This is a genomic window from Okibacterium fritillariae (assembly GCF_052783725.1).
The window spans coordinates 1,724,034-1,738,218 of the sequence record NZ_CP199917.1; the positions used below are offsets into that span (position 1 = coordinate 1,724,034).

At 66.2% G+C, this 14,185-nt stretch carries 14 protein-coding genes; 8 read left to right on the top strand and 6 right to left on the bottom strand.

The window, feature by feature from the left end; genetic code table 11:
• Positions 1-7: 7 nt before the first annotated feature.
• A complete protein-coding gene (gene tkt, locus ACUWEX_RS08025; protein ID WP_445995890.1) occupies positions 8-2,101 on the bottom strand; it encodes a transketolase in 2,094 nt (697 codons plus the stop codon).
• Positions 2,102-2,395: 294 nt separating this feature from the next.
• On the opposite strand from tkt, the gene ACUWEX_RS08030 reads away from it, so the two are divergent.
• The gene (locus tag ACUWEX_RS08030) at positions 2,396-3,328 is read left to right on the top strand and encodes a heme o synthase (protein WP_445995891.1); all 933 of its coding nucleotides are present in this window, start codon (positions 2,396-2,398) and stop codon (positions 3,326-3,328) included.
• A gap of 129 nt (positions 3,329-3,457) precedes the next feature.
• Here ACUWEX_RS08030 and ACUWEX_RS08035 read toward each other — a convergent pair whose 3' ends face one another.
• A complete protein-coding gene (locus ACUWEX_RS08035; protein ID WP_445997626.1) occupies positions 3,458-4,432 on the bottom strand; it encodes a COX15/CtaA family protein in 975 nt (324 codons plus the stop codon).
• Positions 4,433-4,905: 473 nt separating this feature from the next.
• On the opposite strand from ACUWEX_RS08035, the gene sufB reads away from it, so the two are divergent.
• The 5 genes from sufB to ACUWEX_RS08060 are packed head-to-tail and all read left to right on the top strand — an operon-like array spanning position 4,906 to position 8,967.
• Positions 4,906-6,324, top strand: coding sequence for a Fe-S cluster assembly protein SufB (sufB, locus tag ACUWEX_RS08040; protein ID WP_079727605.1), 1,419 nt, complete (start codon positions 4,906-4,908; stop codon positions 6,322-6,324).
• A complete protein-coding gene (gene sufD / locus ACUWEX_RS08045) occupies positions 6,325-7,533 on the top strand; it encodes a Fe-S cluster assembly protein SufD (protein ID WP_445995892.1) in 1,209 nt (402 codons plus the stop codon). It abuts the gene before it with no gap.
• A 2-nt stretch (positions 7,534-7,535) separates the two neighbouring features.
• Complete coding sequence (locus ACUWEX_RS08050; RefSeq protein ID WP_077053177.1) at positions 7,536-7,859, top strand: non-heme iron oxygenase ferredoxin subunit; 324 nt, start codon at positions 7,536-7,538, stop codon at positions 7,857-7,859.
• A gap of 4 nt (positions 7,860-7,863) precedes the next feature.
• On the top strand, positions 7,864-8,628 hold the full coding sequence (sufC, locus tag ACUWEX_RS08055) for a Fe-S cluster assembly ATPase SufC (protein WP_445995893.1): 765 nt from the start codon (positions 7,864-7,866) through the stop codon (positions 8,626-8,628).
• A 9-nt stretch (positions 8,629-8,637) separates the two neighbouring features.
• Positions 8,638-8,967: a metal-sulfur cluster assembly factor gene (locus tag ACUWEX_RS08060; protein ID WP_077053175.1), complete on the top strand. Its 330-nt coding sequence runs from the start codon at positions 8,638-8,640 to the stop codon at positions 8,965-8,967.
• A gap of 121 nt (positions 8,968-9,088) precedes the next feature.
• Here ACUWEX_RS08060 and ACUWEX_RS08065 read toward each other — a convergent pair whose 3' ends face one another.
• Entirely contained in the window at positions 9,089-9,718 is a 630-nt protein-coding gene (locus ACUWEX_RS08065; RefSeq protein WP_079727608.1) for a biotin transporter BioY, read from the bottom strand.
• A 132-nt stretch (positions 9,719-9,850) separates the two neighbouring features.
• Here ACUWEX_RS08065 and ACUWEX_RS08070 point away from each other — a divergent pair, with 132 nt between their 5' ends.
• A complete protein-coding gene (locus tag ACUWEX_RS08070; RefSeq protein ID WP_079727609.1) occupies positions 9,851-11,449 on the top strand; it encodes an ABC-F family ATP-binding cassette domain-containing protein in 1,599 nt (532 codons plus the stop codon).
• A gap of 181 nt (positions 11,450-11,630) precedes the next feature.
• Here the strand turns inward: ACUWEX_RS08070 and ACUWEX_RS08075 are convergent, their stop codons facing one another.
• Genes ACUWEX_RS08075 through ACUWEX_RS08085 form a run of 3 tightly spaced genes read right to left on the bottom strand, consistent with a single transcriptional unit; the run spans position 11,631 to position 13,281 of the window.
• On the bottom strand, positions 11,631-12,557 hold the full coding sequence (locus tag ACUWEX_RS08075; protein ID WP_445995894.1) for an SURF1 family cytochrome oxidase biogenesis protein: 927 nt from the start codon (positions 12,555-12,557) through the stop codon (positions 11,631-11,633).
• Positions 12,554-12,781 carry a hypothetical protein gene (locus ACUWEX_RS08080; protein WP_079727611.1) on the bottom strand — a complete coding sequence of 76 codons (228 nt, stop codon included), beginning with the start codon at positions 12,779-12,781 and terminating at the stop codon, positions 12,554-12,556. Before ACUWEX_RS08080 ends, ACUWEX_RS08075 begins: the two co-directional genes overlap by 4 nt.
• The gene (locus ACUWEX_RS08085; RefSeq protein WP_079727612.1) at positions 12,778-13,281 is read right to left on the bottom strand and encodes a DUF3099 domain-containing protein; all 504 of its coding nucleotides are present in this window, start codon (positions 13,279-13,281) and stop codon (positions 12,778-12,780) included. Before ACUWEX_RS08085 ends, ACUWEX_RS08080 begins: the two co-directional genes overlap by 4 nt.
• Positions 13,282-13,371: 90 nt before the next feature.
• On the opposite strand from ACUWEX_RS08085, the gene fabG reads away from it, so the two are divergent.
• Entirely contained in the window at positions 13,372-14,082 is a 711-nt protein-coding gene (fabG, locus tag ACUWEX_RS08090; protein WP_079727613.1) for a 3-oxoacyl-ACP reductase FabG, read from the top strand.
• Positions 14,083-14,185 lie beyond the last annotated feature (103 nt).

Here is a 14,185-nt window from a genome sequence, read left to right on the forward strand (position 1 = left end):
GGAGCGATCAGTTGTCGCCGAGCGAGTCTTTGGCGGCCTGGACGACGGCTTCGCGGGTCATACCGAACTCGCGAAAGAGGGTCTTCCAGTCGGCGGATGCACCGAAGTGCTCGATCGAGACGGAGCGGCCGCGGTCGCCCACGATCTCGCGCCAGCCGAGCGACAGCCCGGCTTCGACCGACACGCGGGCGGTGACGGCCTTGGGCAGCACCTTCTCGCGGTATTCGTCGCTCTGCTCGGCGAACCATTCGAGCGCGGGAGCCGAGACGACGCGGGCGTTGATGCCCTCGGCGGCCAGGTCTTCGCGCGCCTGGACGGCGAGCTGCAGCTCGGAACCGGTGGCGATGAGGATCACGTCGGGCGTGCCGTTCGGGGCCTCGGCCAGGATGTAGGCACCCTTGGCGACGTGCTTCGCCGAGGCGAAGGTGTCACCGGATGCTTCGTCTTCGCCACGCTCGAACACGGCGATGTTCTGGCGCGTGAGGGCGATACCGGCGGGGCCTTCCTGGCGACGCAGGATCTCGAGCCAGGCGTAGCCGACCTCGTTAGCGTCACCGGGGCGGACCACGGCGAGGTTGGGGATGGCGCGCAGCGAGGCGATCTGCTCGATCGGCTGGTGCGTGGGGCCGTCTTCACCGAGGGCGACCGAGTCGTGGGTCCACACGAAGATGGACGGCACGTTCATGAGCGCGCCGAGGCGGACCGCGGGGCGCATGTAGTCGCTGAAGATGAGGAAGGTTCCACCGAAGGCGCGCGTCGGGCCGTGCAGCACGATGCCGTTGAGGATGGCTCCCATGGCGTGCTCGCGGATGCCGAAGTGCAGCACGCGGCCGTACTCGTTACCGGTCCACTCGTGGGTCGAGTGCTCGGACGGGATGAACGACGCGCCGGACTCGATCGTGGTGTTGTTCGACTCGGCGAGGTCGGCCGATCCACCCCACAGCTCGGGCATGAGCGGCGCGATGGCGTTGAGCACCTTGCCGGAGGCGGCGCGGGTCGAGACATCTTTGCCGGGCTCGAAGACCGGGAGGGCCTCGACGAGACCGTCGGGCAGTTCACCCGAGAGCACACGGTCGAGCAGCTGCTTCTTCTCGGGGTTCTTCTCGGCCCAGGCGTCGAACTTCTTGTTCCACTCCTGGTGGTCGGCTGCGCCGCGCTCCTGCAGCGAACGCGTGCGCTCGATGACCTCGTCGGCCACCTCGAAGGTCTGCTCGGGGTCGAAGCCGAGGACTTCCTTCACACCGCGCAGCTCGTCGGCACCGAGGGCGGAGCCGTGGATTTTGCCCGTGTTCTGCTTCTTCGGCGACGGCCATCCGATGATGGTGCGCAGCACGATGAGCGACGGACGGTCGGTCTCGCCCTTCGCGGCCTCGATGGCGTCGTGCAGCTCGTGCACGTCTTCGACGTATTCGCCGGTCTTCTTCCAGTCGACCGTCTGCACGTGCCAGCCGTAGGCCTCGTAGCGAGCCTTGACGTCTTCGGTGAAGGCGATGTTGGTGTCGTCTTCGATCGAGATCTGGTTGGAGTCGTAGATGGCGATCAGGTTGCCTAGCTGCTGGTGGCCGGCGAGCGAGGATGCCTCGCTCGTGACGCCTTCCTGCAGGTCGCCGTCGCCGGCGATGACGTAGATGTTGTGGTCGAACGGGCTCTCACCGGCGGGGGTCTCGGGGTCGAACAGACCGCGCTCGTAGCGAGCGGCGTAAGCGAAACCGACGGCGGAAGCGAGTCCCTGGCCGAGGGGGCCCGTGGTGATCTCGACGCCCTTGGTGTGACCGTATTCGGGGTGGCCCGGCGTGAGCGAACCCCAGGTGCGAAGCGCCTTGAGGTCGTCGAGCTCGAGGCCGTAGCCGCCCAGGTAGAGCTGGATGTACTGGGTCAGGGAGCTGTGCCCGACCGAGAGGATGAAGCGGTCACGCCCGAGCCAGTGAGTATCGGTCGGGTCTTGCTTCATGACCTTCTGGAAGAGAAGGTATGCCGCGGGGGCGAGGCTCATCGCGGTGCCGGGGTGGCCGTTGCCCACCTTCTCGACGGCGTCTGCCGCCAGCACTCGGACGGTGTCGACCGCCTTGTTGTCGATGGAATCCCATTGCAGAGCTGCCACAGTCTTATTGACCCTTCTTGAGTTGCGGATGACCCTAACCCAGGCCGATCCGGAGGAGATAACACGCACGCGCTGGCATCGTTGGCAGAGTGACGGCACGGCACAGCCGAACACGTCTTGCGGGCATGCAGCCGCGCACGTATTGGTTGGCGAGCGTGTCAAGCATAGCGAGGATGCCTGCCACATTTCGGGAACGTTGCGGGTGATTTCGCCCCGGGCGCAACGGGTCTACAATTTGTGCCCCGCGCCGGATGACCTAGAATCAGTAACAGATTTCCACCGGTTAGAGGAGCAATGGACGTTGCCGTAGAGCCCCAGGTCGGCCAGAGACCCATCGACTTCCGAACGAAGCTCAAAGGCTACGTCGCCCTGACGAAACCCCGGGTGATGGAGCTGCTGCTCGTCACCACCATCCCGGTTATGATCCTCGCCCAGAACGGTCTGCCCAATTTCTGGCTGATCGTCGCGACAGTGATCGGCGGCGCCATGAGCGCCGGATCGGCTGCAGCATTCAACTGCTACATCGACCGCGATATCGACAAGGTGATGAACCGCACCAAGAACCGTCCGCTCGTCACGGGTGTGCTCACCCCGCGAGAGGCATATGTCTTCGCGTGGGCTCTGGGCGTGCTGTCGACCGTCTGGCTCGCGCTCACGACCAACCTCGTGGCCGCCGCGCTGTCCGTCGCCGCCATTCTCTTCTATGTGTTCGTCTACACGCTGTGGCTCAAGCGCCGCACGCAGCAGAACATCATCTGGGGCGGCATCGCGGGCTGCTTCCCGGTGCTGATCGGATGGGCTGCCGTCACGGGAGACCTCACGTGGGCACCGTTCATCCTCTTCGGCGTCGTCTTCCTGTGGACCCCGCCGCACTACTGGCCCCTCTCGATGAAGTACCGCGAGGACTACAAGGCCGTCGGCGTCCCCATGCTGGCCGTCGTGCGCGGCCGCGCCCAGGTCGGTCTCCAGGTCATCCTCTACGCGTGGGCCACTGTGGCCTGCTCGCTGCTGCTGACGCCCGTCGCACACATGGGCCTCATCTACACGGCGACGGCGCTCGTGGCCGGCGGTTGGTTCATCTACGAGACCCACCGCCTCTACAACCGGGCCATCCGCGGCGAGAAGGTGTCGCCCATGCGCGTCTTCCACGGTTCGATCAGCTACCTCACGTTGCTGTTCCTGGCCGTGGCCATCGACCCGCTGCTGCTCTTCTTCCCCTTCAACTAGGCGCGGTCTCTACCTCGCCGCGAGCATACGAAGAAGCCCCTCCAGTCGTTCGACTGAGGGGCTTCTTCGTTGTGGGGGATTATCCGGTGACGACGACCCGGCATGTGAGCGGGTCAGCGCGTCGGGACGTCAGCGGCGCATGGACGTGGGGGCCGCGGCATCCAGGTCGGCCACGTCGTCGCCGGGGGAGAGGGCGATGGCCGGCGACTTGAGGTTGAGCACGACCGCGGTCATGGCCGAGGCCAGCAGGCACGCGAGAACCATGTGGATGCCCACGAGGATGGCGGGCAGCCCCAGGCGCGCCTGAGTGAGCCCCACGATGATCTGCACGACCTCGACGGCGAGCAGCAACGCGGTCCAGCGGCGCAGCCCCACGTAGGGCGAAGCGAAGGCACCGATCACGAGCACGAGCGTGAGCGCCAGCGTGGCGTAGGCGGGCCAGCTGTGCACGTGCTGCAGGAACTCGGAGTCGAGCCCGTTGCGGGGCGCGTCGGCGTCACCGGCGTGCGGCCCCGAACCGGTCGTCAGGATGCCGACCACGATGGTGACGGCCACGACGGCGCTCGTGACGTGAGCCGTGATCGCATACCAGCGCGGCACGTCGAGGATGCGGTGTCCGGTCGGCGTGTAGATGCGATAGACGAGTGCGGTCGACAGCGCGACGAGCACGACCGACACGACGAAGTGGAAGCCCACGACATACGGGTTGAGCTTGGTGAGCACGCTGATTCCGCCGATGATGGCCTGCGCGGGGATGCCGAGGCCGATGAGCAGGGTCAACACGAACAGGTCGCGGCGCTCGGCCCGGAACCGGATGACGGCCATGAAAGCCGCGATGGCGACGATGACGAGCACGAACGTGAGCAGGCGGTTGCCGAACTCGATGACACCGTGGATGCCCATCTCGGGCGTGTTCACGAGCGAACCCGTCGTGCACTTGGGCCAGGTGGGGCAGCCCAGGCCGGATGCCGTGAGCCGCACGAGCCCGCCCGTGCCCACGATGACCGTCTGGACGACGAGCGTGGTCCAGCCGAGGACGCGCACTCGACGGTCGTCGACACCGTTCGGCAGCCAGTTCCAGAATCGGCGTGTCAGCGCTCTCAGGTTCTCCACGATCGACGCAGTCCGTTCTCTCAGATATTTCGTCACAACAAGCTGGGAGAGTGGGGCCTTTTACCCGTCTCTCCCTGTAGAATTGGCCCAGGTTCCACGTCGGAAGCACTGCAGAGGCAGGCCGAACGTTTGAACATCAAAGCTCGAGTTCACTCACAATTGTAAGTTCGCATCGCGCGGCCGCCGACACGTTCGCGGCCTGAGATCGCAACTTGCACCGATGTGCTCGACCACCGACACGTTTCGACGAGCGGCCCACCACTGGGGCAGCCCTGCGGAAACCGGAAACTCGAAGAACCCCGTACGTCGGCCACCGAAGGCCATTGCACGCTCCTCCGTCGCTCGCGGCGCGTCGAGCGGTCAGCCTCCGAGAGATCGGCGACCTGATCATGCGGTGACAATTCGGCCCGGCGGGAATGCCGTGAACAGAGATCCTGTTTCTAGCGGTAGGAAAAGAGGTATTTATGTCTGATGTCTTGATCGACCGCCCCGAGCTCGAGTCTCTGGGTCAGTACGAGTTCGGCTGGTCCGACTCCGATGCGGCCGGCGCATCCGCCCGTCGAGGAATCTCGCCCGAGATCGTCGCCGACATCTCGCGCCTGAAGAACGAGCCCGACTGGATGCTCCAGCGACGCCTCAAGGCGCTTCAGCTGTTCGAGCGCAAACCGATGCCCACGTGGGGTGCCGATCTCTCGGACATCGACTTCGACAACATCAAGTACTTCGTCCGTTCCACGGAGAAGCAGGCCCAGACCTGGGAAGACCTGCCCGAAGACATCCGCAACACCTACGAGAAGCTCGGCATCCCCGAGGCCGAGCGTCAGCGCCTGGTCGGTGGCGTCGCGGCTCAGTACGAGTCCGAGGTCGTCTACCACCAGATCCGCGAAGACCTCGAGCAGCAGGGTGTCATCTTCAAAGACACCGACACCGCATTGCGCGAGCACCCCGAGATCTTCGAGGAGTACTTCGGCACCGTCATCCCCTCGGGTGACAACAAGTTCGCGGCGCTCAACACGTCCGTCTGGTCGGGTGGCTCGTTCGTCTACGTGCCGCCGGGCGTGCACGTCGACATCCCCCTGCAGGCCTACTTCCGCATCAACACCGAGAACATGGGCCAGTTCGAGCGCACGCTGATCATCGCCGACGAGGGCAGCTACGTGCACTACATCGAGGGCTGCACGGCTCCCATCTACAAGTCCGACTCGCTGCACTCGGCCGTGGTCGAGATCATCGTCAAGAAGAACGCCCGCGTTCGCTACACGACGATCCAGAACTGGTCGAACAACGTCTACAACCTGGTCACCAAGCGCGCCACGGCCGCCGAGGGCGCGACCATGGAGTGGATCGACGGCAACATCGGTTCCAAGGTCACCATGAAGTACCCGTCCATCTACCTCATGGGCGAGCACGCCAAGGGCGAGACGCTCTCCGTGGCCTTCGCGGGCCCCGGCCAGCACCAAGACGCCGGCGCCAAGATGATCCACATGGCTCCCTACACGCAGTCGTCGATCGTCTCGAAGTCGATCGCCCGTGGCGGCGGTCGTGCCGGTTACCGCGGCGAGGTCCGCGTCGACGCAGCCGCGCACCACTCGGCCAACACCGTGCGCTGCGACGCCCTGCTCGTCGACACCATCTCGCGCAGCGACACCTACCCCGCGATCGACATCCGTGTCGACGACGTGCAGCTCGGCCACGAGGCCACCGTCTCGAAGGTCAGCGAAGAGCAGCTCTTCTACCTGATGTCGCGCGGCATGCCCGAAGACGAGGCCATGGCCATGATCGTGCGTGGCTTCATCGAGCCCATCGCCCGCGAACTGCCGATGGAGTACGCGCTCGAACTCAACAAGCTCATTGAAATGGGCATGGAAGGATCCGTCGGTTAAATGTCGACCCAAGCACCAGAAGCAACAACGACTCGTCTCGACGAGTCGGGTCAGCACGGATTCAAGGCGCACTCTGATGGCGGCTACGTTCCCGTGCAGACCCGCTCGGCGCGATTCGCCTCGACGAACGTCCTCGACTTCCCGACCGTCACGGGTCGCGAAGCCGTGTGGAAGCTCACGCCCGTAGCCACCGTGTCCTCTCTCATCGAGGGCGACCTGGATGGCTCGGGCTACGAGTTCCAGGCCGAGCCGGGCTCCGGCATCGACATCACCTGGGTCGAGCGCACCGACACCCGCATCGGCACGGCCGGCATCCCCGAAGAGCGTGCCTCGGCCAACGCGTGGAGCTCGTTCGATAAGGCCCTCGCCATCACGGTGTCGGGCGAAGAAGCTGCGTCGGTCACCGTGGCGCGCTCCGCGCTCGGAACCGCCCCGCGAGCTGCGCACACCATCATCGAGGCCAAGCCGTTCAGCCAGGGTCTCGTCATCTTGCAGAACGACGGCGACGCCCAGCTCTCCGAAAACGTCGAGATCATCGTGGGCGACAGTGCCTCGCTGACCGTCGTCACGGTGCAGCAGTGGAACGACGACGCCCTGCACCTGGCATCGCACTTCGCCAAGATCGGCCGCGACGCCAAGCTCAAGCACGTCGTCGTGACGCTCGGTGGCAAGGTCGTGCGCGTCAACCCGACGACGCACCTCGCCTCCCAGGGCGCCGACGTCGAGGCCCTCGGCCTCTACTTCTCCGACGCCGGGCAGCACCTCGAGCAGCAGGTCTACGTCAACCACGACGCGCCCAACACGCGCAGCCGGGTGAACTACAAGGGTGCCCTGCAGGGCGCCGGCGCCCGCACGGTCTGGATCGGCGACGTGCTCATCCAGCAAAGCGCCCCCGGCACCGACAGCTACGAGCAGAACCGCAACCTCGTCCTGACCGACGGAACGCGCGCCGACTCCGTGCCGAACCTCGAGATCGAGACCGGCGACATCCAGGGAGCCGGCCACGCCAGCGCGACCGGCCGCTTCGACGACGAGCAGCTCTTCTACCTGCAGGCTCGCGGCATCCCCGAGGCCCAGGCTCGCCGCCTCGTCGTGCGCGGCTTCCTCACCGAGATCGTGCAGAAGATCGGCGTCGCCGAGCTCGAAGAGCGGCTGCAGGCGGCGATCGAAGACGAGCTGGCGAAAACCGCCATCACCGGGGGCGAATAAACATGGCCCCCCGCGTCTGTTCCGTCTCGGAGCTCTCGCCCAACCAGGCCAAGCGCGTGGTGGTCGAGGGACATCCGATCGCCCTCGTCCAAGACTCAGCCGGCGACATCTTCGCCATCGGTGACACGTGCACGCACGGAGACATCTCGCTCTCCGAAGGTTTCGTCGAGAACGACACGCTCGAATGCTGGGCGCACGGTTCGCAGTTCTCGCTCACCACGGGTAAGCCGCTCACGCTGCCCGCCTATGAACCCGTCCCGGTCTACAACGTAGACGTGGTCGACGGCGACATCTTCATCGACCCGACCGTAACGAAAGAGATTTAGATCCATGTCTGTACTCGAGATCCGCGACCTGCACGTCAGCGTCGAAACCGAACAGGGCACGAAGCCCATCCTCAAGGGCGTCGACCTGACGATCCGCACGGGTGAGACGCACGCCATCATGGGCCCCAACGGCTCGGGCAAGTCCACGTTGGCCTACACGATCGCCGGCCACCCCAAGTACACGGTCGACTCCGGCAGCATCACGCTCGACGGCGAAGACGTGCTCGCCATGAGCGTCGACGAGCGCGCCCGCGCCGGCCTGTTCCTCGCCATGCAGTACCCGGTCGAGATCCCCGGCGTGACCGTCACGAACTTCCTGCGCACGGCTAAGACGGCCATCGACGGTGAGGCACCCTCCATCCGCCACTGGATCAAGGACGTCAAGAAGTCGATGACCGACCTGCGCATGGACGCCGCGTTCGCCGAGCGCAACGTCAACGAAGGATTCTCGGGTGGCGAGAAGAAGCGCCACGAGATCCTGCAGCTCGAACTGCTCAAGCCGAACTTCGCCGTGCTCGACGAGACCGACTCCGGCCTCGACGTCGACGCGCTCAAGATCGTCTCCGAGGGCGTCAACCGCGCCAAGGAGAACACCGGCCTCGGCGTTCTGCTCATCACGCACTACACGCGCATCCTGCGGTACATCAAGCCCGACTTCGTGCACGTGTTCGTCGCCGGAAAGGTCGCCGAAGAGGGCGGCCCCGCGCTCGCTGACCGTTTGGAAGAAGAAGGCTACGACCGCTTCCTCACGGCCGAAGCGACTGCTTAGGATAACGACATGGTTACCACACTGGCACCGCAGAAGTTCGACGAGGTCGAAGAGGCCCTGAAGGACGTCATGGACCCCGAGCTCGGCGTGAACGTCGTCGACCTCGGCCTCATCTACGACCTCGGTTGGGATGACGAGAACGACGCCCTCATCATTCACATGACGCTGACCTCGGCCGGCTGCCCGCTGACCGACGTGCTCGAAGAGCAGACCGCTCAGGCGCTGGATGGCGTCGTGGACGCGTTCCGCATCAACTGGGTGTGGATGCCGCCGTGGGGCCCCGAGCGCATCACCGACGATGGTCGGGACATGATGCGCGCGCTGGGCTTCTCGATCTAGGCACGGCACCGCCCTCAGGCTCAGGCTCAGGCTCAAGCTCAGGCAGCGAGATTCACGAAAAGGCGCGCTCCCCGCGGGGAGCGCGCCTTTATCGTTGCTGCAAGCCTCGGCTTGCGCGGGGCTAGTTCGCTGAGCCGTCCTTGCGGGCGTCGATCGAACGGACGCCCTTCCAGGCGAGGGGCAGCAGGCCCGCGGCGATGGCGGCCTTGACGATTCCGCCGACGATGAACGGGAACACGCCGAGCGCCAGGACGTTGGCGAGCGAGTTGTCGATGCCGAGGTTGCCGAGCACGATGGCCATGTAGGGCACGCCGAACAGGAACGGGACGATGCTGGCGAGGATGAAGCCCAGGAAGGCGAGCCAGAACTTCTTGTCCCAGTTGCGTTCGGCCAGCCATCCGACCAGACCGGCCGTGAAGACCATGCCGATGATGAAACCGAAGCTCGGCTTGAGCACGCTGAGCGGACCACCCGTGAACTCGGCGAAGATCGGCAGGCCGGCGACACCCAGCACGAGGTAGAGCGCGAGCGATGCGAAGCCGCGGCGGGCACCGAGCGACGCGCCGACGAGGATGACCGCGAGGGTCTGGCCGGTGATCGGAACGGGCCAGAGCGGGATGCTCACCTGGGCGAGGCCCGCGACGACAGCGGTGCCGGCGACCACGAGGGCCGCATCGGTGGCGAGGCTGCGATTCTGCACGAGCGCGTCGGCGAGCGTGGGGCGTGCCCGGTCGAATGTCACACTGGTCATGGGTCTCCTTGATGAAGATCGGTGGGGGATCTGGCCGGACGATTATCGAACCGTCGGCCCAGGATTTATACTAGAGGGCTGACCCCCCTGAACGACGTTGTATGAACGTCACCAAAGAATAGGACTTTGCCTGTGCTGAGTGTGCACGACCTCGAGATTCGTGTCGGCGCACGCGTCCTCATGGAAGACGTCAACTTCCGCGTTTCCGCCGGCGAGAAGATCGGGCTCGTCGGTCGCAACGGCGCCGGCAAGACCACGCTCACCAAAACCCTCGCGGGCGAGCTGCCCCCGACGGCCGGCAAGATCGAATACACGGGCGAGATCGGCTATCTGCCGCAGGACCCCCGCTCGGGCAACCCCGACGACCTCGCACGCACGCGCATCCTCGACGCCCGTGGCCTCGGCCAGGCCGTCTTGCAGATGAGCAAGGCGATGGAGGAGATGGCGTCGCCCGACGCCGCCGTCAGCGACGCCGCCATGAAACGCTACGGTGCCATCGAAGACCGCTTCCTCGCGCTCGGGGGCTATGCCGCCGAAGCCGAGGCCGCGTCGATCGCGTCGAACCTGAGCCTGCCCGACCGCATCCTCGACCAGCCGCTGCGCACGCTCTCCGGCGGTCAGCGCCGCCGCATCGAGCTCGCGCGCATCCTCTTCTCCGGTGCCGAGACCATGCTGCTCGACGAGCCCACCAACCACCTCGACGCCGATTCCGTCGTGTGGCTGCGCGAGTTCATCAAGAACTACCAGGGTGGCGTCGTCATGATCAGCCACGATGTCGAGCTCGTGGGCGAGACGGTGAACCGCGTGTTCTACCTCGACGCCAACCGCATGGTGATCGACGTCTACAACATGAACTGGAAGAACTATCAGCGGCAGCGCGCCGCCGACGAGGAGCGCCGCAAGAAAGAGCGCGTCAACGTCGAAAAGAAGGCGACCGCGCTGCAGATGCAGGCCGCGAAGTTCGGGGCCAAGGCATCCAAGGCGGCATCGGCGCACCAGATGGTCGCGCGCGCCGAGCGCATGCTGTCGGGGCTCGACGAGGTGCGCGCGGTCGACCGCGTGGCAAAGCTGCGCTTCCCCGCACCCGCACCGTGTGGCCGCACGCCCCTCATGGCGAGCGACCTGTCGAAGAGCTACGGCTCGCTCGAGATCTTCACGGCCGTCGACCTCGCGATCGACCGGGGCTCGAAGGTCGTCATCCTGGGCTTCAACGGTGCCGGCAAGACCACGCTGCTGCGCATGCTCGCGGGCGTCGACAAGCCCGACACGGGCCAGATCGAGCCCGGGCACGGCCTGCGCATCGGCTACTACGCCCAGGAACACGAGACCATCGACGTGAAGCGTTCGGTGCTCGAGAACATGGTGTCGTCTTCGCCGCACATCACCGAGACCGAGGCGCGCAAGGTGCTGGGCTCGTTCCTCTTCACGGGTGACGACGCACACAAGCCCGCGGGCGTGCTCTCCGGTGGAGAGAAGACGCGTCTGGCCCTCGCCATGCTCGTCGTCTCAGCCGCCAACGTGTTGCTGCTCGATGAGCCGACGAACAACCTCGACCCGGCCAGCCGCGAGGAGATCCTCGACGCCCTGGCGCACTACGAGGGCGCCGTCGTGCTCGTGAGCCACGACGAGGGTGCCGTCGAGGCGCTCAACCCCGAGCGCGTGTTGATCCTGCCCGATGGCGTCGAAGACCACTGGAACAAGGATTACGCCGACCTGATCTCGTTGGCGTAGGTTCGGCCGGTCTCCGCACCGGCACCGACGAACGGGCTGAAGGGGCTGGCTGCATCGCGCAGTCAGCCCCTTCAGCGTTGGTGGAAACGGATGAGCGGCCTCGACGAGGGCCATTCGCACATCGCAGACTGTAGCTCACAGCCCGCAGGTCGCCGGTCTCAGCGGGCGCAGGGGAGCGGGTTCAGCGACCCGAACCGAGGATGGCGTCCTCGACCTCGTTATCCGACTCGGCCTGGGCGATGGCCTTCTTGCGGGCACGCTCGTCGGCGCGGATGCGCTCCTCCGGGTCGTCGGCGTTGAGGTTGCGGTACTCCTGCCGCACGGCCCAGCCGAAGCCGATGAAGCCGAGGATGGCGAAGACGAACCACTGGAACGAGTACGACAGGTGCGGGCCCTCGTCGGGCGTCGGACGCGTGACGCCGACGGGGGCGGCCTCGGAGGGGGCCGGAGATTCGCTCGCCAGCAGACCGTAGGCACCCGTGTAGGTGGGCTCATCGAGCGTCTTCTGCAGGTCATCCAATTGGATGGTGGCGATCTGGCCCTCGGGGGCGCCGCGACCCGGCAGCGTGGGCTCGCCGGCCTTGAGACGTGCCGAGACGGTGACCTCGCCCGCCGGGGGAGCCGGGATGTTGTCGGGGGAGTCTTGGCCGCTGCCCGTGGGGAGCCAGCCGCGGTCGACGATGAAGATGTCGCCGTTCGCCAGCTCGAGGGGCGTGATGACCTCGAAGCCGGGGTTGCCGTTGAGCGGACGGTTGCGCACGAGCACCTGCTCGTCGGCGAGGTAGGTTCCGGTGACGCTCACGGGCAACCACTTGTCGTCCTCGTCGAAGGCGCCGAGCGTGGGCAGGGCCTGATCGATAGGCACCGGCGTGTGGTCGAAATTGGCGGCGACGCGATCGATCTCGACGCGGGCCTCGGCACGACGGGCCAGCTGCCAGGCGCCGAGCGCGCAGCAGACGAGAGCGAAAACGATGACGAGGGCGAGATACCCGGCCCAACGCTTCGAGAAGGCGAACGACCAGCCGGGGCCGGCGGGAACGGGGCCGCGGGCTGAGGCTGACGGAGCGGGGGAGGCCGAGCGGGTGGGCCGCTGATCGGGGGACGTCATTCGGCGGTCCTCTCGAAGGCCACGACCTGAACGGGGAACTCGCGCGCCGCCAGGAAGTCGCGCAGGTAGTCGACGTGCTCATCGCACGCCAGCCAGACCTTCACGCGATCGGGGGTGTGGATCTTGGGGTTGCGCCATTCGACTCGAGCGGAGGCGGCAGCTCGGCATCCGGCTCGGGAACACTGCGCGATGTCTGGATCGTTCCCGAGGTCGAACAGGCTCATGAGGCGGGCCGTTCGGCCCAGGGCGCGGGGCGGTCGTGACCAGTGTCGTCGCGACCTGGGCCGTCACCGTTACGGGCACGGTCAGTGTGAGCAGCTCCGTTGCGACCAGTACGCTCGTCGGCGCCTGTGCGCGACTCGCCGGCGCCATTCCCGGAAGCGTGGCTTGCGTCATCCGCGCGATCGCTCCCGTCGTCGGACTGGCGCTCACGCTCACCGCGAGGCTCGTCGGCGAAACGGGCCGGACGGCCCACGGGCACGATGGCACCCGGGCGCTCGACGTCGGGCTGCGGGGGAGTGTTGCCCACGTTGGCCAACACCACGGCGATGTAGGGAAGGATGATGGCGCCGGCGGCGATGATCCACATGGCCCAGCCGCGCACGAAAACGAGGAGCACGACACAAACGACGCGGATGCTCATGGCAACCGTGTACTTGATCATTCTGCTGCGTCGGTCGTCTTCCGGCGACGGCGGCAGAGACGTGATGGCCTGCGTTTTCATATGGGTCAAGCCTACGTCTTCCCCTCGCCTAAGCTGGTACGGATTATCCGCGGAGAGGCGGACCTGAAGGCAATACGGAGGAATGATCTGATGGCAACGGCACGAACGGTACTCATCTCGGGCGGCAACCGCGGCATCGGCTATGCCATCGCGGAAGAGTTCATCGCCCAGGGGCACCGCGTGGCCGTGACGGCCCGTTCGGGCGAGGGCCCCGCCGGCAGCATGACCGTTCGCGCCGACGTGACCGATCAGGCATCCGTCGACGCCGCGTTCGCTGAGGTCGAGGCCGAGCTCGGCGCGGTCGAGGTCGTCGTGGCCAACGCCGGCATCACCAAAGACACCCTCCTCATGCGCATGACTGCCGACGATTTCGACGACGTCGTCGACACCAACCTGGGCGGCTCGTTCCGCCTCGTCAAGCGCGCCTCGAAGGGCATGCTGAAGGCGAAGTACGGTCGCATCGTGCTGATCTCGAGCGTCGTCGGCCTCTACGGCTCGGCCGGTCAGGTCAATTACGCGGCCTCGAAGAGCGGGCTCGTCGGCATGGCGCGCTCGATCACGCGCGAGCTGGGCGGCCGAGGCATCACCGCGAACGTCGTCGCCCCCGGTTTCATCGAGACCGACATGACGGCCGAGCTGCCCGAGGCCACGCAGGCCGACTACAAGAAGAGCATCCCCGCCGGTCGTTTCGCCACGGCCAACGAGGTCGCCAAGGTCGTTGCCTGGATCGCCAGCGACGACGCCGCCTACATTTCGGGCGCGGTCATCCCCGTCGACGGTGGCCTCGGAATGGGCCACTAGACCGAAGAACATTCCTCGTCTGCCGAGGACAGCCGAGCCCCCGGAGAGGCGGGTGTGGTGTGCCCCAGCGGGTGGGGTCGCGGACTGACGTGCGCCTCGGCGG